This window comes from Actinomyces capricornis, from assembly GCF_019974135.1.
Taxonomy (GTDB): domain Bacteria; phylum Actinomycetota; class Actinomycetes; order Actinomycetales; family Actinomycetaceae; genus Actinomyces; species Actinomyces capricornis.
Map to the genome: position 1 here is coordinate 1,754,451 of NZ_AP025017.1, position 18,131 is coordinate 1,772,581.

General features: G+C 73.4%; 13 protein-coding genes and 1 tRNA gene. 9 read left to right on the top strand and 5 right to left on the bottom strand.

Going from position 1 to position 18,131, the window contains the following annotated elements:
* Positions 1-13: 13 nt before the first annotated feature.
* Both MANAM107_RS07050 and MANAM107_RS07055 read right to left on the bottom strand, forming a co-directional pair.
* Positions 14-715 carry a TetR/AcrR family transcriptional regulator gene (locus MANAM107_RS07050; protein WP_179901825.1) on the bottom strand — a complete coding sequence of 234 codons (702 nt, stop codon included), beginning with the start codon at positions 713-715 and terminating at the stop codon, positions 14-16.
* Positions 716-757: 42 nt separating this feature from the next.
* Positions 758-1,306: an NUDIX domain-containing protein gene (locus MANAM107_RS07055; protein ID WP_223912945.1), complete on the bottom strand. Its 549-nt coding sequence runs from the start codon at positions 1,304-1,306 to the stop codon at positions 758-760.
* Between the two features lie 220 nt (positions 1,307-1,526).
* On the opposite strand from MANAM107_RS07055, the gene MANAM107_RS07060 reads away from it, so the two are divergent.
* The 3 genes from MANAM107_RS07060 (at position 1,527) to MANAM107_RS07070 (ending at position 6,943) form a co-directional block, all read left to right on the top strand.
* Positions 1,527-2,246, top strand: coding sequence for a M50 family metallopeptidase (locus tag MANAM107_RS07060; protein ID WP_223906709.1), 720 nt, complete (start codon positions 1,527-1,529; stop codon positions 2,244-2,246).
* A 237-nt stretch (positions 2,247-2,483) separates the two neighbouring features.
* The gene (locus MANAM107_RS07065) at positions 2,484-3,707 is read left to right on the top strand and encodes a sugar ABC transporter substrate-binding protein (RefSeq protein WP_223906712.1); all 1,224 of its coding nucleotides are present in this window, start codon (positions 2,484-2,486) and stop codon (positions 3,705-3,707) included.
* Between the two features lie 254 nt (positions 3,708-3,961).
* Entirely contained in the window at positions 3,962-6,943 is a 2,982-nt protein-coding gene (locus tag MANAM107_RS07070; RefSeq protein ID WP_223906714.1) for an exo-alpha-sialidase, read from the top strand.
* Positions 6,944-7,206: 263 nt separating this feature from the next.
* Here MANAM107_RS07070 and MANAM107_RS07075 read toward each other — a convergent pair.
* Positions 7,207-7,280, bottom strand: a tRNA-Gly gene (locus MANAM107_RS07075).
* A gap of 96 nt (positions 7,281-7,376) precedes the next feature.
* On the opposite strand from MANAM107_RS07075, the gene MANAM107_RS07080 reads away from it, so the two are divergent.
* The 3 genes from MANAM107_RS07080 (at position 7,377) to MANAM107_RS07090 (ending at position 9,835) form a co-directional block, all read left to right on the top strand.
* Complete coding sequence (locus MANAM107_RS07080; protein WP_223906717.1) at positions 7,377-8,027, top strand: TM2 domain-containing protein; 651 nt, start codon at positions 7,377-7,379, stop codon at positions 8,025-8,027.
* A 63-nt stretch (positions 8,028-8,090) separates the two neighbouring features.
* Positions 8,091-8,705, top strand: a complete 615-nt coding sequence (gene dcd, locus MANAM107_RS07085) for a dCTP deaminase (protein WP_179901096.1) — start codon at positions 8,091-8,093, stop codon at positions 8,703-8,705.
* Positions 8,702-9,835 carry a hypothetical protein gene (locus tag MANAM107_RS07090; protein ID WP_179901095.1) on the top strand — a complete coding sequence of 378 codons (1,134 nt, stop codon included), beginning with the start codon at positions 8,702-8,704 and terminating at the stop codon, positions 9,833-9,835. Before dcd ends, MANAM107_RS07090 begins: the two co-directional genes overlap by 4 nt.
* Before the next feature lie 62 nt (positions 9,836-9,897).
* Here MANAM107_RS07090 and MANAM107_RS07095 read toward each other — a convergent pair whose 3' ends face one another.
* Both MANAM107_RS07095 and MANAM107_RS07100 read right to left on the bottom strand, forming a co-directional pair.
* Entirely contained in the window at positions 9,898-10,722 is an 825-nt protein-coding gene (locus MANAM107_RS07095) for a 3'-5' exonuclease (protein ID WP_223906720.1), read from the bottom strand.
* A gap of 125 nt (positions 10,723-10,847) precedes the next feature.
* The gene (locus MANAM107_RS07100; RefSeq protein WP_223906723.1) at positions 10,848-11,912 is read right to left on the bottom strand and encodes a LacI family DNA-binding transcriptional regulator; all 1,065 of its coding nucleotides are present in this window, start codon (positions 11,910-11,912) and stop codon (positions 10,848-10,850) included.
* A 165-nt stretch (positions 11,913-12,077) separates the two neighbouring features.
* Here MANAM107_RS07100 and MANAM107_RS07105 point away from each other — a divergent pair, with 165 nt between their 5' ends.
* The 3 genes from MANAM107_RS07105 (at position 12,078) to MANAM107_RS07115 (ending at position 18,077) form a co-directional block, all read left to right on the top strand.
* Positions 12,078-15,413, top strand: coding sequence for an alpha-mannosidase (locus tag MANAM107_RS07105; protein ID WP_223906727.1), 3,336 nt, complete (start codon positions 12,078-12,080; stop codon positions 15,411-15,413).
* The gene (locus tag MANAM107_RS07110) at positions 15,413-16,645 is read left to right on the top strand and encodes a glycoside hydrolase 5 family protein (RefSeq protein WP_223906729.1); all 1,233 of its coding nucleotides are present in this window, start codon (positions 15,413-15,415) and stop codon (positions 16,643-16,645) included. The genes MANAM107_RS07105 and MANAM107_RS07110 overlap by 1 nt, the downstream gene beginning before the upstream one ends.
* Positions 16,646-16,772: 127 nt before the next feature.
* Complete coding sequence (locus MANAM107_RS07115) at positions 16,773-18,077, top strand: extracellular solute-binding protein (RefSeq protein WP_223906732.1); 1,305 nt, start codon at positions 16,773-16,775, stop codon at positions 18,075-18,077.
* Positions 18,078-18,131 lie beyond the last annotated feature (54 nt).

The window sequence follows — 18,131 nt, forward strand, 5'->3', positions numbered from 1 at the left end:
AGCGCCCGTGCCCTCAGCCCGCGGCGCTGCGGTGGGTGTGCGGCACCGACTCCTGGCAGTCCTGTCCCTCCACCGGTTCTGTGGCGTAGGGGCGGGGGATCTCGGGCACCCCGTGCGCGGGCAGGGCCGCGCCCACGGCGCGCAGCACGAAGGCGTCCAGGCTCTCCAGGTAGGCCTTGCGGGCCTCCGGCTCGCTGGGGGTGGGGCGCCCTCCCATGATGGTGGCGTTGAGCAGGGGGATCACCTGAGACGGGTCCTGGGGCGGGATGAGCCCCTGGTCCATGGCCTCGGTGAGGATCGAGGAGAGCATTTGGGCCATGAGGGTGCCGTGGGCGCGCAGGCGCCCCGCGGTTCCCCGGGAGACGGCGTCGGCCAGGGGGCCGGTGGTGGGGAAGTGGTAGTGGCGCTTGATGAGGGCCTGCTGGCGCACGTAGATGCGCAGGCGGTCGATGGGGTCCTCGGTCCCGGCCAGCGCGAGGGACAGCTCCTCGGCATAGCGGCCCGCCTCATGCTCCATGAAGGCCAGGAGCAGGTCCTCCTTGTCCGCGAAGTGGTTGTAGACGGCGGTGCGGCCCACGCCCGCGTGGGTGGCGACGTCGGACAGGGTGATCTTGTCGAAGCTGCGCTGGCTCATGAGCTCGGACAGCGCGCTGAACAGCGCTGTGCGCGTGCGCTCACGATGCTCCGCCAGCGAGGAGCCCATGATCTTCGGCATGCGGCTACCCTAACCCGCGAGGTGACGTGAGCGCTAGAAACGTCAGGAAATGGCGGGGCCGGCATGTGGGCCAGGGGCTCGGCAGGACGTCAGGGCCTGGATGGCCTGCGCGATGGGGATATCCGCCTCCAGCCAGTCCAGCTCGGCGAGCCGGTCGATAGGCGTCCACTGCAGGTGCAGATGATCATCCCCGGCAGTGCCCCGATCCTCGGGGTCGGCCGGCTCGGCCAGCCACACCCGGATGCGGTAGCCCTTCATCGCCGGCCATGCGGGCGCTCGGTCGAGGCCGTCGGGGGCCGGGGGGCGGGTCCGGTGCTGATCGGCCGGCGAGGACGGTGCAGGTCCGGGTGGGCTGATGGGCGCGGGGACCGCCAGGTCGGCCGGTGGGTGCAGCTCATCGCCCAGCCGCACCCGCAGGCTGATCTCCTCGGCCAGCTCGCGGGTCAGTGCCTGGAGCGGGGACTCCCCGGGCTCCACCTTGCCGCCGGGCAGCTCGAAGCGGCCCGCGAGCTCGGCGGGGTAGGCGCGGGCGGCGCACAGCAGCCTCGTGGGCTTGCTGAGGCGGTCGACCACGGCCGCCGCCACGACCAGGCGCGAGTGCGCCCCGGGCGCAGGGGCGGCGCCGGGCCCCGCTGAGACCGGGGGGCGCCGAGCCGCCGGCGGGGCGGCCTCAGGCAGGGGCGCATGGGGGCCGGGCCCGGTCGCTGGAGGCGGGCAGGTCTCGGCGTCAGGGTGCGGGGGCTGCGGCATGCACGCGACCCTACCTGCGGGGCTGCGGCGCGGCTGGGGACGACCTGGCAGACTGCGGGGCGTGAATCCTGAGACCTGGAACGAGATCGTCGCCCACACCTGGCCCGGCGCGGCGCCCGAGCCCTGGGCCCTGTGGCCGGCCCTGGCGCTCCTGGTGCTGGTCTTCGCCTGGCCGCAGGCGCGCCGCTGGGGGCGGACCCTGGTGACCATCGTCCACGAGGCGGGGCACGCCGCCGTCGGCCTCATGGTGGGGCGGCGCTTCCACGGCTTCGTGGTGGGCAAGGACCTGTCGGGGCATGCGGTCACCAGTGGCAAGTCCCGCGGGCCGGGACGGGTGCTCACCAGCTGGGCCGGGTACCCGGCGCCCGCGGTGCTCGGGGCCCTGGTGGTCCTTGGCGCCCTGCGGGGGTGGGCTGGGATGATCCTGGTGCTATCGCTGGTGCTGCTCGTGGCCCTGCTGGTGATGTCCCGCTCCCTGCGCACCGCCGTCCTGGTGATCCTGGTGGGGATCGCGGCGGGCCTGCTGTGGTGGTGGGGCGGGCCCTGGCGCGATGGCACGGTGGCCGGGATGGGCCTGATCCTGCTCGTGGGGGCCTGGGACTCCCTGCGGGACGTGGCCGTCTCCCGCGATGGCGGCCAGGACCACCGCACCCTGGCCCAACTCACGCCCATGCCCGCAGGATTCTGGCTGCTGACGTGGTTCCTCGTCGATCTCGCCGCGACGGGTGCGGTGGTCAATGCCGTCCGCGTCCTCGTCGGGTCTCCGGGAATCGGGGTGTAGGCCGCGAGCGGGCCTCCTGCAGTTGAGGCGGTGGTGCCCTCCCAGGCGCGGGGGCGCAGGTCCCATCGCCGGCCCCGGCCCACCGAAGCCCCCGCTCACCGTCCACGACTCCCGAGGAGGCCCACCCGGCCCGGGTGAGCCTGAGTCGTGATGCGCTCGGACTGGGGCGGTTGTCCCCTGGTGCTCTACCCTGCATCCTGCCGCCCCCTCCCTACCCGAGCATCTCAAGGAGAACCCATGATCATCACCCGCAGGGCGCTGGGCCTGTCCGCCGCGACTGCCGCGGTCACCGCCCTGTCCGGCTGCAGCCTGTTCCGCAGTGATGAGGAGGCCCCCACAGAGGAGTCCTCCCTCGTCCTGCTCGTGGAGAGCTCGGGCCAGGCCGAGACCGCGGTGCTGCGCGACGCGGTGGAGGCCTTCACCGATGAAACCGGTATCGCGGTGGCGCTCCAGGTGGCCACTGACCTGGACCAGGAGCTGAGCCAGGGCCTGGCCGGCGACAACCCCGTGGATGTCTTCCATCTCACCCCCGAGCTCCTGGCCGCTCATGCGGGGGCCGGCTCGCTGCACCCCTACGGGGACCAGCTGACCATCAAGGACGATCTCTTCCCCTCCCTGGTCGCCGCGGCCACCTACCGGGGCGTCTTCTACGGGGCGCCCACGCCCGCAGCCACCCTCGCCCTGTTCATCAACACCGACCTGTGGGCCACGGCAGGGCTCACCGAGGCGGACTACCCCACCACCTGGGAGGAGCTGGAGCAGGTCGGCTCGGCCTTCGCCGGGGGCCAGGGCGTGGGCCTGGTCCTGGGGCCGCAGTACTCCCGCCTGGGGGCCTTCATGGTCCAGGCGGGCGGCGGGCTGACCGATGCCGAGGGCGCGATCACCGCCAACTCCGAGGGATCGGTGGCGGGGCTCGCCCAGGTCAAGAGCCTGCTGGAGGCCGGCGCCGCCACCCTGGCCCCCGACCTGGAGGCCTCCTCGGGCGGGGAGGCCTTCGGTGCGGGGCAGGCGGCGATGACCATCGAGAGCAGCGCTCTGGCGGGGGCGCTGGCCTCCCAGCACCCGGAGCTGGGCTATGCCGTCGTCGAGCTGCCCGCGGGGCCCGCCGGGCAGGGCTCCCTGCAGTTCTCGCGCGTCTACGGGATCGCGGAGGCCTCTGCCCGCAAGGAGGCGGCCATCGCCCTGGTGGAGTTCCTGACCTCGGCTGAGCAGCAGGCGTCCCTGGCGGCCGCCTCCGGGGCCGTGCCCTCATCCATGTCCGCGGCCACCTCCTGGAGCAAGGACCACCCTGACCTGGCCGCCTTCTCCGCCGCTGTGCCCTACGCGGTGGGCATGCCCGCGCTGGCGGGCGCCACCGATGTGCTGTCCGACCTGGACGCCCAGCTCGCCGGCCTGGCCGGTGCCGAGCCCCGGGCCATCCTGGACACCATCCAGGTCGATCTGGAGGCGGTCACGGCCTGAGGCTGCGCCGCCGGTGCTCTCGCCCCGGCCCGGGCATCCGATGCCGAGTCGTGACCCGGACCGGGGCGGCCCGCAGGCCGTCGTCATCACATAGTCACAGGCGGATCGGGCCCATCGTGGCGGATTCCTCGCCTTTCCTGCGCTGGAGTTTGTAGGATCGAGATCATCCGTTATCGTACGTAGGACGTCAGACGTTATCTGTCTGCGATCTTCCCTGGGGGCGACGATGCTCCCCATCCCGAAGGGACCTATGTATGACAAGGAAGAGGCCCATCAGTCTCAGACGGCTGCCCGCGCTCCTGGGCTCGCTGGCTCTGGCGCTCACCGGTGCCATCGCCGCGGCGCCACCCGCCCACGCGACTCCCACCACCGACGGCATGGCGGATATCGCCATCACCCAGGTCAACGCTCCGCAGGACGGCATCTACGCGGTCGGCGATGTCATGACCTTCGACATCGCGGTGACCAACACCAGTGACCAGGAGCGGTCCTTCGCGCCTACGAGCACCAACCTGTCCGGCGGCGTCTCGAAGTGCCGCTGGAGGTCCATCGCCGCGCGAGCCACCAAGACCGACTGCACCGGCCTGGCCACCCACACCGTCACCGCCGAGGACATCGCCGCCGGCGGCTTCACCCCGGAGATCACCTACGAGATCAAGGCCCCCGGATACTCGGGCGCCGTCCTGAACACCCCTGAGAGCATCAAGGGCGCCACCAGCCCCGTCACCGCCGCCTCCCTGCGCGTGGAGTCCTTCACCCCGGCCTCGCCCAAGGACTCCTACACGGTGGGGGAGACCGTCAGCTACACGGTGCGCGTGCGCTCCCTGTCCCCCCAGACCATCACCGTGGGCGCCACCGGCTCCTCCTTCGACGACCTGGGCTCCCAGTGCAACTGGCGCAACCTCGCCCCGGGGGAGCGCGCCGTCTACAACTGCAAGGCGCTGACCCACACCCTGACCCAGGCCGACGCCGATTACGGCACCTGGACGCCGCAGATCACCCTGACGGCCACCGGCCCCGACGGCGCTCTCCTGCAGACCCTGACCGCCAGCGGCCAGGCGCTGACCGTCGTCGCCGATCGCCCGCAGGCCGAGCCCGCCGAGGCCCCCAACGCCGACCCTGGCCTGGAGGCCTTCCTCACCGATCCCCAGCAGCTGGCCGCCAACACGGCCACCGACAACTACCGCATCCCTGCCATCGCCACCGCGCCCAACGGCGACCTCCTGGTCTCCTACGACGAGCGGCCCAAGGACAACGGCAACGGCGGAGGCGACGCGCCCAACCCCAACCACATCGTCCAGCGGCGCTCCACCGACGGCGGCCAGACCTGGTCCGCCCCCACCTACATCCACCAGGGCACTGAGACCGGCCAGAAGGTGGGATACTCCGACCCCAGCTACGTGGTGGACTACGCCACCGGCACCATCTTCAACTTCCACGTCAAGTCCTACGACCAGGGCTGGGGCGGCTCCCGCGCCGGCACCGACCCCGAAGACCGCGGCGTCATCCATGCCGAGGTCTCCACCTCCACCGACAACGGCTGGAGCTGGACCCACCGCACCATCACCGCCGAGATCACCCCCGACGCCTCCTGGATCTCGCGCTTCGCCGCCTCCGGCCAGGGGATTCAGATCCAGCGCGGCGAGCACGCCGGGCGCCTGGTGCAGCAGTACACGATCAAGACCTCCAGCGGGCAGGTGAGCGCGGTCTCCGTCTACTCCGACGACCACGGCGCCTCCTGGCACGCGGGCCGGCCGGCGGGCACCGGTATGGATGAGAACAAGGTGGTCGAGCTCTCCGACGGCACCCTCATGCTTAACTCCCGCGTCTCGGACGGCAGCGGCTACCGCAAGGTGGCCACCTCCACCGACGGCGGCCAGACCTGGAGCGAGCCCCGCTCGGACACCGGCCTGCCGGACTCGGTGGACAACGCCCAGATCATCCGGGCCTTCCCCGGCGCCGCGCCCGACGACCCGCGGGCCAAGGTCCTCCTGCTGAGCCACTCGCCCAACCCCGTGCCCTGGAGCCGTGACCGCGGCACCATCTCCATGTCCTGCGACGACGGCGCCACCTGGGCCACCAGCCGCATCTTCAACGAGGCCTTCATCGGCTACAGCACCATCGCCGTGCAGGCCAACGGCAGCATCGGCCTGCTCAGCGAGGACGGGAACTACGGCGGCATCTGGTACCGCAGCTTCTCCACCGCCTGGCTGGACAACGCCTGCACCCAGGTCCGGGCCTCGGCGAGAGCCTCGGCCCCGAGCATCTCCCCGGGCTCGGAGGCCACCGTCACCGTGACCCTGACCAACCCCGGCGGCCAGGACCTCACGGGAGTGAGCGTGGGCCTTCCCCAGGTCGAGGGGGCCGTCGAGGGGATCACGGTCACGCCCAGCGGGGCAGGCCCCGACACCGTCGCTGCGGGAGACGAGGCCACCTACGAGTTCACCGTGAGCACCGCCGGAGCCGCCGGCCGGGTCGAGCTGGTCTTCCCGATCGCCTGGGACGGCGGAACCGCCCAGGCCTCCGTCTCCCTGGACAGCGTCCCCGGCCCGGCTCCCAGCCCCTCGCCCAGCCCCTCACCGAGCGCCGCGCCCGAGGAGCAGCCCACGGCCGCACCGACCGCCGAGGCCACCTCGGGGCCCAGCGGCGCCCCCACTAACGGGGCGACGGATGAGGCCACGGCCGAGCCGAGCGCCGATACCACCGGCGGGCCCAGTGCCGCTCCCGATGGCCGGCCCACGCAGGTGCCGAGCCTGGAGCCGAGCCGGGGGCCGGAGGCGGGATCGAGCACGACGCCGGGCGATGGGTCGAACGCCGGCCCTGCGGCCCCGCCCAGTGACGGCCCCGGCGGCCAGCCGAGCCCCGGCCCCAGCAGGATGCCCGACGACCAGGCGTCGTCGCAGCCCAGCGCCGCGCCCACCCGGCAGCCCAGTGCCCAGGCCTCCACCCCCGGCCCGCAGGCGAGCGCCTCCTCGACGGCACCGTCCCCCTCGGCGTCGTCGAGCACGCAGCCCGAGGAGATCAACAGGCCCTCCGACGGTGCGATGGCGCAGCCGACGCCGGGAGGCGGGCAGGGCCCCGCGCCCTCGCCGTCAGTGACGGCCAGTGCTGCGAGCGGTGCGCCGAGCAGCTCACTGGCCCGCACCGGCGCGGCCCTGCTGCCGGGGCTCGGCCTGGCGGCGATCGCCCTCCTGGGCGGCTACCTGGTCCTGCGCGCCCGGCGCTCGCGGGGGTGAATCCCTCATCGGGGCTCGGCCGTGAGCCCCGATGATCTCGGGGAGGGGTGGAGCACGGGTGCGCTCCACCCCTCCCCGCTGCCTGCGCGGCGGTGGCAGCGGCACCCGTATGAGGGCTCGTGGCAGGAGGGCCCGCTGCTGGCGGAGGACGGCGGGCCGGAGACGACCCGGGACGGCCGCGGTCATCGGGGCGGGGCGCCGGCGAACGAGGGGAGGTGAGGGAAGATGAACGATGGCCGGCCCCTGGGGGGCCGGCCATCTGCTGGAGCGGGTGACGGGAATCGAACCCGCGCTGTCAGCTTGGGAAGCTGAAGTTCTACCATTGAACTACACCCGCGTGCTGCGCCTCCTGGGAGGTGCTGGTGAAGCATACCCTACATGCCCCCGGGGCTGACAAATCGGCGTCGGGGCCGGACTCTGCGATCATTCGTCCATGACCAGCCCCAGCACTCCCAGCCCTCAGCAAGAGCCCTGGACCGAGGCCTACCCGGTCCAGGAGGTCACCAGCGCCTACCCGGTCCTCCTGGCCGGTGGCGGGGCGCAGGACCACGCCCCCTCCGCCCCCTCCATGGCATTGGACGGGCCCGGGCCCTCGTCCGGCTACGCGCCCTCGGCGCTGGTGCCCTTCGAGCCCGCCCCCTACGCCCCGGGCCCGGGAGCGCCGGTCGACCCCTACGCCGCGGCACCCCTCGGCGGTGCCGGCCTGCCGCCCCAGGGGGCCGGCTACGCCGTCGCCTACGGTCCGCCGTCGGCCGCGCCCTATGCCGGCGCCTACGGCCCGGCGCTGGGCGTTCCCTACGCCGCCCCTTATGCGGGCCCCGGCGCCTACGGCGCCCCCGTGGCGCCCAAGTCCAAGGTGGTCGTCTTCGTGCTCGCCTTCTTCCTGGGGGTCCTGGGCGTCCACAACTTCTACCTGGGGCGCACCGGCAAGGGAGTGGCCCAGTTGCTCATCACCCTGATATCCGCAGGATTCCTCGCCCTACCGGTGTGGATCTGGGCCTTCATCGAGGCGATCTGCGTGTGCGCGGCCCAGCCCGGCTCCTACCCCTGGGGCGTTGACGCCCACGGCATCCCCGTGACCTGAGGATGGCGCCCGCGGCGGGGCCCGCGCTCGCCGCCCCGGCGCCGCACCTGGCACAATCGCCCCGTGCTGCTCTCCGACCGTGACATCCGCGCCGAGCTCGACACCGGCCGCATCGCCCTGGAGCCTTACGACCCGCAGATGATCCAGCCCGCCTCCATCGATGTGCGCCTGGACCGCTGGTTCCGCCTGTTCGACAACCACCGCTACCCGGTCATCGACCCCTCCGCCGAGCAGGAGGACCTCACCCACCTGGTGGATGTGGGCCCCGATGAGCCCTTCGTCCTCCACCCCGGCGAGTTCGTCCTGGGGGCCACCTATGAGCGCATCACCCTGCCCGATGACGTGGCCGCCCGCCTGGAGGGCAAGTCCAGCCTGGGCCGCCTGGGCCTGCTGACCCATTCCACCGCGGGCTTCATCGACCCCGGCTTCACCGGGCACGTCACCCTGGAGCTGTCCAACACTGCGACCATGCCCATCATGCTGTGGCCGGGCATGAAGGTGGGGCAGCTGTGCTTCTTCCGCCTCTCGAGCCCCGCCCAGGCCCCCTACGGCTCGGGCGCCGCGGGCTCGCGCTACCAGGGGCAGCGCGGCCCCACCGCCTCGCGCTCCCACCTGTCCTTCCACCGGCTGCGGATCACCGACGCCGGGCACCGCACCGATCCTGAGGAGAGCGCATGAGCGAGCCCACCGACCTGGCAGTCTCCCTGCCCACCGACACCGGCACCTTCTCCGCCGGCTCCATGCTGCCCGTGGGGCGCCTGGACACCCACCACCTCCTGCTGCTGGCCGACGACGTCACCCCCGACGAGGTCGAAGCCCTGGCCCTGTCCCAGGACATCCAGGCCGGATGGGTGGGGGTCTCCAACCTCCAGCTCTTCCCGGGAGCCTCCCTCCAGGGCCCCTGGAATGTCGATGCGGAGATGCGCGCCCTGCTGGGGGCACCGGAGTGGACCACCCAGCTCATGGTCCTGGACTGCCCGCGCGTGCGGGCCGGGGCGATGCCCCCCGAGCTGGCCGGCAAGGACCCCCTGGCCGATGCCTTCCCCCTGGCCCAGCCCACCGGCGCCGAGCTGGTGGCCCTCACCCGCCTGCGGGCGATCGCCCGCCGCCTGGCCGGCGCGCTACGGGTGGTGCCGGGAGCGCCGGAGGGCGCTGCCCCGGTCCTCATCGAGCCCAGTCCGGAGGTCTCCGCCTCCCTGACCGTCTACGCCCCGGTGTGGATCGGCCCGGAGGATCTGGCCGGCCTCCTGGGGGAGATCGCCCCCGGGGTGCGCCCCGCCCTCCACGCGGTCGAGCCGGCGCGGGTCATCGGCCTGGACGCCGTGGACCCCGACAAGCTGGAGCGGCTCGTGGAGCGCATCGGGGCGGATGTCTTCGAGGAGGCCTGGCGCACCTCGCAGAAGGTGCGCGCCGAGGCCGAGGCCGAGGAGGCCCGGGCGGCGGCCTCCGGCGAGGTCATCGAGGAGGAGCGCGACGGCTACGCCGTCGTGGCCCCGATCGATGCCCAGCGCGAGGGCTGGGGGAGCATCGAGGTGCAGGTGGGGGCTACCGACGGGCTCCCCCTGGCGGTGCGCGGTGAGAGCTGGGCACGCGGCGCCGTGCTGTCCTACGACCTGAGGTGGAAGCCGGTGGAGCCGGGGGACGCCTACGAGGAGACGGTCTCGCGCGCCCGGCGCCGCGAGCGCCAGGCCGCCCGCGACCTGGTCGAGGAGCTGGCCACCGTCCTGGTCAAGGCCGTCTCCGGGGTAGCGGTGGACGACGACGGCTTCCTGGTCTCCCTGGGCGAGGAGCCCGAGCCCGGCCAGTAGCGCCGACGCGGTAGGTCATCGACTCCGAGGGGCGCCGTCGCGCCCGTGCTCATGCGTCTGTCTCAGGAGTGCTGGGGGTCGCGCAGGGCCCCGGGCCGGCGGCGCTCGACCAGGAGGCGGCGGGCCTGATCGGCCCGGTCCTCATCCCAGGTCCAGCCGGTGAAGCCCCGGGCGTCCTCCAGGGCCCGGCCCCAGGCGGGGGGCTCCCCGCGCCGGGCCCCCACCGCCAGGTAGTGCCGCAGCAGCCCGGCGGCGGCCATGGCGTCGTCGAGGGCCGAGTGGTGCCGGTCGATGGCCACCCCGGCCGCCTGGCAGCAGGCGGTCAGGCGGCGCGAGGGGGTGTCCATGAAGTGGCGCGACCACTCCATCGTGCACACGCGCGGCACGCGGGCCCCGCGCCGCAGCAGCCCGAGCCCTCCCAGCGCCTGGGTGAGGAAGCCCAGGTCGAAGCGGGCGTTGTGGGCCACCACGGCGCGGCCCGCCAGCTCCCTGACGAGCAGGTCGGCGACCTGCCCCAGGGCGGGGGCGCCGATGAGGTCCTCGGCCACCAGCCCGTGGATGCGGGTGGGGCCCACCGCCGTGTCGGCCCCGGGGTCGATGAGGGTGGACCAGTGGTGCTCGGGGCGGCCCTGCGCATCGGTGAGGACCAGGCCGATCTCGATGATGGCATCCGTGGCGGGGGACAGGCCCGTGGTCTCCAGGTCGACGACGGCGTAGCCCACCGTGCCGGCCTCGCCTCCCGGGGCGCCCGCCGCTGCGGTGGCGGGCACGGGGCCGGCGACTCTGGCGCCCGGGGCGCTCGGGAGCGGGCTCACGGGCGCCCCGGTCTGGTCGGGCAGGGGCCGCAGGGGCCCGCGGTCAGCGGGGGGACGGTGGTAGAAGGGCATCCCCATGAGCCTAGCGGCATCGGGGTGCTGGGACGGCAGGGCGGTCCCGTTGCGGTGGGGCCCACGGGTGGGGGCGCTCCCCAGTGGTGAGGCCCGTGCGGCGGTGCTTCGTGAGGTGCGGGCCCTCAGCGGACGGCCCGCGTCCCGCCCTCCGGCGCGGGGCTGTCGGAGGCTGGTGAGGAGTCGCGGATGATCAGGCTCGGGGCGGCGCACTGGACCGCCCGGCTGTCCTCCCGGGGCCGGCTGCCCTCCTGGGACAGGTGCTCCAGCAGCAGGCGTGTGGCGGTGTCCCCCATGATCGCAGGCTCCCGGTGCACGGAGGTCAGCGAGGGGCTCAGCGCCCGGCACAGGGGGGAGTCCTCCAGGGAGACCAGGGCGATATCGGCCCCGGGGCGCCGTCCCTCCTCGCGCAGGGCGGTCAGCCCGCCGACGGCCAGGACCTCGTTGTCGTAGACGATGGCGTCGGGGGTGCGGGGCCCGGCGATGAGCTCGGTGGTGGCCTGGGCCCCGGAGCGCTCGGTGTAGTCCGGGGCCGTGGAGACCATGATCTCCACGCCGCGGCTGCGCCCCAGTGAGGCCATGGCGGCGCCGCGCCGCTCGGTGTGCAGCAGGGTGGACATGCCCGACATGTAGGCGATCCGGCGTCGCCCCTGCTCCAGGAGGTGGGTGATGACGATCTCGATCATCCCCTCCTCGTCCCCGATGACCGAGGGCATGCCGGCCTCGTCGCGTTCGCCCACCAGGACGTAGGGCAGGCCGAGCTCGGCCAGGGAGGCCAGGCGCGGGTCCTCGCGGCGCGGGTCGACCACCACCACGCCGTCGACCCGGTGCTGGGACCACCAAGTGCGGTAGGTGGCGATCTCCTGGGCGGGGTCGGTGACGATCTGCAGCAGCAGCGCCACGCCGGCCGAGGTCAGGGCCGCCTGCATGCCCAGGATGAACTCGAAGAAGAAGCGCTCGGCGGCCACGGACTGGCTGGGGCGGGCGATGACCAGGCCGATGGCGCCGGCCCGGGAGGCCGACAGGGCCCGAGCCGCCGCGTTGGGGGTCCAGCCCATCTCGTTGGCCACGGCCAGGATGCGGCGGCGGGTGGTCTGCGAGACCCCGCTGCGGCCGTTGAGGGCGAAGGAGACGGCCGAGGGGGAGACGCCGGCGACGGTGGCGATGTCGCGGATCGTGGGGCGTTCCATGGTGGGAGTATTCCACTGCAGCGGCGGTGATGGGGCTGGTGGACTCTCTTGTTTTCCCAGCGGGAATCCCCTTGCCCGCATCACTAATGCGGTTTAGTCTAGGCTCGGTTGAGAACAGAGCCCCTCCCCGCGGCTCGCGCTCATCGTCTGCCAATGGAGGCCGCCGTGCACGACAACCGTCCCATGCTCCTCAAGCACATCGACCGCATCCTCGATGAGCGCATCCGCCCGGCGATCCTGCACGACCTCGCCCCGGTGGAGGTGGAGGCCTGGGAGCTGGTGGACCGCGAGGGCCCCGTGGCCGGGGTCCCCGGGGCGGGCGAGCCCATCGCCCCGCAGCGGGCCATGGCGCCCGGGGCCCCCTACCGGCCCGTGAGCCTGCCCGCCGCCTGGGGCCCGGCCTGGGGCACCACCTGGTTCCGCCTGCGCGTGGCCCTGCCCGCCCACCTCCGCACCGGCGGCCCGGGCCTGGAAGGCCTCGAGCTCGACCTGGACCTGGGCTGGGCCGACCACTCCCCGGGATTCCAGTGCGAGGCCCTGGTGCGCAGCGCCTCGGGGGAGGTGGTCAAGGCGGTCAACCCCCGCAACCGCTGGGTGCCGCTGCTCCCGGGGATGATCGATGAGCAGGGCGTCGCGCTGGTCTACCTGGAGGCCGCCTCCAACCCCCTCCTGCTCGACATCCACCCCTTCCTGCCCACCGAGGAGGGATCCCGATCCACCCAGTCCCATGAGCCCCTCTACACCTTCCGCCGCGCCGCCCTGGTGGAGGTCCGCCACGAGGTGCGCGACCTGGCGGCCGACGTCGAGGTGCTGGAGGGCCTGGCCCGCGTGCTGCCGGAGTCCTCGCCCCGGGCCTGGCAGTTGCTCACCGGCCTCTCGCGCGCCCTGGACCACCTGGACCTGGCCGATGTGCCGGGCACCGCCGCCCGGGTGCGGGGGATGCTCACCCCGCTGCTGGAGGCCCCCGCCCACGGCGATGCCATCACCCTGGGGGCGGTGGGCCACGCCCACATCGACTCGGCCTGGCTGTGGCCCGTGCGCGAGACCCGCCGCAAGGTCGCCCGCACCCTGGCCAATGCGCTGCGGCTGCTCGACGACGGCGCCCCCATGGTCTTCGCCCTCCCGGCGGCCCAGCACCTGGCCTGGCTCCAGCAGGACGAGCCCGCCCTGTTCGAGCGGGTGCGCCGGCATGTGGCGGCCGGCCGGATCGTGCCGGTGGGCGGCATGTGGGTGGAGCCCGACGCCGTCCTGCCCTCGGGGGAGTCCCTGGCGCGCCAGCTGACCGAGGGCACCGCCTTCTTCCGCCAGGAGCTGGGGGCCCAGTGCCACGAGATCTGGCTGCCCGACTCCTTCGGCTACAGCGCCAGCCTCCCCCAGCTGGCCCACCTGGCCGGCTACGACAGCTTCCTGACCCAGAAGATCAGCTGGAACCAGGTCGATGACTTCCCCCACCACACGCTGTGGTGGGAGGGCATCGACGGCACCCGGATCTTCACCCACTTCCCACCGGCCGACACCTACGGCGCCGAGGTCGGCGCCGAGGAGCTCGAGCGTGCCCAGAGCGGATTCAAGGACAAGGGGCGCACCGACGTCGAGCTCTTCCTCTACGGCTACGGCGACGGCGGGGGAGGGCCCACCCGCGAGATGCTCCAGCGGATCGAGCGCACCGCCAGCCTGGCCGGCTCGCCGCGCATGGAGCACATGAGCCCCCGGGAGTTCTTCGAGCGCGCCCGCGCCCAGTACCCCGACGCCCCGGTGTGGGTGGGCGAGCTCTACCTGGAGAAGCACCGCGGCACCCTGACCACCCAGGCGGCCACCAAGCGCGGCAACCGCCGGGCCGAGGCCGCCCTGCGCGAGGCCGAGACCTGGTGCACCACCGCCTGGGTGCGGGGCCTGCTGCCCGCGGGCTACCCCCACACCCTCCTGCGCGACCTGTGGCGCGCCACGCTGCTGTGCCAGTTCCACGACATCCTGCCGGGCTCCTCCATCGCCTGGGTCTATGAGGATGCGCGCGCCGCCCAGGACAGCGTCATCGCCACCGCCCTGGCCCTGTCCCAGACCGCGCGCCGCGCCCTGGCCACGGGCGTCCCCGTGCGCGACGGCGACCCGGGGGAGCCCCCGGCCCGCCCCCGCAGGTGCGCCCAGACGCCCGGGCCCGCCGATGAGGGGGATGGGGCCGATCCCCTCGACCCGGCCGATCCCGACCAGGCCGGTGCGCCGGGCCCCACCATCGCCTTCAACACCGCACCGGTGGGGCGGGACCACGGCGGGGCGGGGCTGGCCCCCATGGGCGCGGCCCTCCTGCCGGCGGGCGCGCCCCGGGGGGCCGGGGGCCCGGGGCCCACCATCGAGCGCACCGGGCAGGGCGTCGTGGTCGACAACGGGCTCCTGCGCGCCCGCTTCACCCCCGATGGCGCGGTGGCCTCCCTGCTGGTCCGCCACGACGGCGCCCCGGCGCAGGAGGTCGTCCCGCCGGGCCAGCGCCTCGGGGTCCTCCAGATCGCCCAGGACCTGCCCAATGAGTGGGACGCCTGGGACCTCGACCCCTTCTACCGGGGGTCCCTGCGCGAGCTGGCCGGGAGCCTGGAGGCGGTGGAGGAGCGCGACGGCGTGGTGCGCGTCGTCGTCGAGGTCGCCTTCGGCGCCTCCCGCGCCTGGCTGCGGTGGACCCTGGCGGCGGGCAGCAGCGTCCTGGGCCTGGATGCGGAGGTGGACTGGCGCGAGAGCGAGAAGGTCCTCAAGCTCGCGCTGCCGGTGGATGTCCACACCGATCACGCCGTCTACGGCTCCCAGTTCGGCCACCTGAGGCGCCCCACCCACGAGAACACCTCCTGGGAGGCCTACCGCTTCGAGGTCTGCGCCCACAAGTGGCTGCACGTGGGCGAGCCGGGCCGCGGTCTGGGCGTGGCCAACGACTCCACCTACGGCTGGGACATCACCCGCCACAGCCGGCAGGGGGCGGGCACCTGGTCCCTGGTGCGCGCCACCCTCCTGCGCGCCCCGCGCTTCCCCGATCCGCGGGCCGACCGCGGCGTGCACCGCTTCGGCTTCCGCCTCCTGGCCTGCCCCACCCCCGACGCCGTGCGCGAGGAGGCCTACCGCCTGGACCTGCCCGTGCGCGAGCTGGCGCTGCCCGCCGGGACCGGGCTGGCAGGCCTGGAGGAACGGGTGGCGCCCCTGGTGCGGGCCACCGGCGCCGTCGTGGAGTCCCTCCACGCCGCCGACGACGGCAGTGGGGATGTCCTGGTGCGCCTCTACGAGGCCCGCGGGGCCCGCAGCCGCGTCATCCTGAGCGCCCCCGAGATGGGCGGGGCGGTCGGCGCCGACCTGCACGGGGCGCCTTCGGAGCGTGGCGTGCGGGTCGAGCCCGCGGGGGCGCAGGCCCCGGGCGGGAGGCAGGCCGGTGGGGCCCAGGGGGCCTGGGCCTTCGAGCTGCACCCCTTCGGGGTGGCCACGATCCGCCTGAGCCCCAGGCGGCCGGTGACGGGGGAAGGCGAGTGATGATGCGCTTCGGAGTCAACTACACCCCGCGCGTGGGCTGGTTCCACTCCTGGCTGGACCTGGATGCGGGCCTGGTGGCCGAGGACATGGAGGCCATTGCGGCCCTGGGGGCGGACCATGTGCGGATCTTCCCGCTGTGGCCCCTCCTCCAGCCCAACCGCGGCCTCATCCGCCCCCGCGCCATCGACGACGTCCTGAGCGTGGTCGACGCCGCCGGCCGCGCCGGGCTGCGGGTGACCGTGGACGCCCTCCAGGGCCACCTGTCCTCCTTCGACTTCCTGCCCTCCTGGGTCACCACCTGGCACGGGCGCAACCTGTTCACCGACCCCGAGGTGCTCGGCGCCCAGGCCGCCCTCGTGCGCACCCTGGCCGCCGAGCTGCGCGGGCGCCCGCATGCCGAGGGGCTGAGCCTGGGCAACGAGTTCATCCAGTTCGCCGCCCACCGCCACCCCGCCAGGAGCGAGCTGACCCCCCAGCAGGCGCAGGACTGGGCCCGCTGCCTCATGGGCGCGGCGCGGCAGGCCTGGCCCGAGGCCCGCCTGACCCACAGCTTCGACGACGACCTGTGGTTCGACGACACCCACCCCTTCCAGCCCGCCCACGCCGTGGGCCTGGGGGATGCGACCACGGTGCACTCCTGGGTGTTCATGGCCGTGGGCCCCCGCTACGGCCCCGGGCACCCGGCCCTGACGCTCTTCGCCCGCTACCTGGTGGAGCTGGCCCGCGCCTGGGGCGGGCCGGGGCGCCCCATCTGGCTCCAGGAGGTCGGCGCGCCCAGCACCCACGTCGCCCCCGAGGAGGCGCCCGGCTTCGTTGAGCAGACCATCGCCCACCTCACCGGCCTGGACGGCCACCCGCCCGCGCCGGGACTGGAGGCCATCACCTGGTGGTGCTCCCACGACGTCAGCCGTGATCTGGCCGACTTCCCCGAGCTCGAGCACACCCTGGGCCTCATCGACTCCGAGGGCAGGGTCAAGCCCGCGGGCGAGGCCTTCCGGCGGACCGCCGAGCGCGTGCGCGCCCTGCCCACGGCGGCACCCGAGCAGGGGGGCGGGGCGGCGCCGGGCCGGACCGCCGCGCGCACCATGACCCTGCCCAGCGCCAGCCCCTCGTACCGATCCCTGAGCGCCCCTGCGGGGGAGTTCTTCGACCGGTGGGTCGGGGAGGCGGCCCGGGGCCCCGCCCCGGCCCTGGCCCTGCCGCCCGGCGCGGCTCCGGCCGCCGCGGAGTGAAGGATACGGCAAGCGCGATGGGAAGGAGAGAAGGAGTAGAGCACCGCAGCACTGCTAAACCGATGTAGTATCTTCCACCTAGGCAATGACGCCGCAGTTTCCTCCAACGACGAAGGGAATCCCTCCGATGAACCTCCCCTACCGCCCCTCGCGCCGCGGGGTCCTGCTCGGCCTGTCCGCCGGCGCCGTCGCCGGCCTGGCCGCCTGCACCGGATCCACCGGCACCTCCTCCTCCGGTGGCTCGGGCTCCACCGATGGCAGTGTCTCCGGTGAGATCACCTTCCAGACCTGGTCGCTGAAGAACGACCGTTTCACCCCCTACTTCGAGGATCTGGTCAAGGCCTTCCAGGAGGCCCACCCGGGCGTGAGCGTCAACTGGATCGACCAGCCCGGGGACGGCTACGAGGACAAGATCCTCCAGCAGGCCAACTCCGGGGAGCTGCCCGATGTCATCAACCTGCCCCCCGAGTTCGCCTACAAGCTCGCCCAGGTCGACCAGCTCACCGACCTGGGGGCCGCTGACGCCGCGCTCCTGGACGGGTACGTCGAGGCCGCCGCCGAGGCCTACGCCTTCCCCGGGATCGAGGGGCACTACGGCTACCCCTGGTACCTGGGCACCGACCTCAATTGGTACAACACCGAGCTGCTGTCCTCGGCGGGCGTGGACACCGCCAAGCTGCCCACCACGCTCGACGAGCTCTTCGAGATGGCCTCGACGGTGGCCAAGGCCACCAACGGCGAGGTCAAGATGATCTCCGACGTCCCGCGCACCGGCACCCTGTCGGCCGCCGGGGTGGAGATCTACAAGGACGGCGCCTTCGTGTTCAACACCGCCGAGGCCGTCAAGGTCGTCGAGCGCTACAAGAAGGCCTATGAGGAGGGCGCCATGCCCGCCGAGGCCCTCAACGCCGACTACCTGGGCAACAAGGACCTCTACATGCAGGGCAAGGCCGCCTGGACCACCGGGGCCGCCGGCTTCGCCTCCGACATGGCCAAGGACGCCCCCACCGTCCTGGAGAAGTCAGTGGTCACCCCGCGCATCGGCCACCCGCCGCTGTTCATCCAGGGCATCTGCGTCTCCCAGGCCTCCAAGGCCCCGCAGGCGGCACTGGCCTTCGCCCAGTTCGTCACCAGCACCGAGAACCAGATCGCCTTCCTCAAGATCGCCCAGGGCTTCTTCCCCGGCACCAAGGAGGGCAACGAGTCCCCCGAGGCCTTCACCGACGTCGTCGACAACGAGCTGCAGAAGACCGCCATCACGGAGGCCTCCGCCGTCATCGACGAGGCGCGGCCCGAGTACCCCATCCAGTTCACCTACGACATGGACACCTACCTCAAGCAGCAGATGGCCCTGGCCGTCAAGGGCGAGATCGGCATCCAGGAGGCGCTGGACAAGTCCGTGGAGTACGCCAACGCCAACCAGGCCGGCTGAGCCGGGAAGACCGCGATTCCCCCAGCCCCACCCATGACGTCAGGAGAATGACAC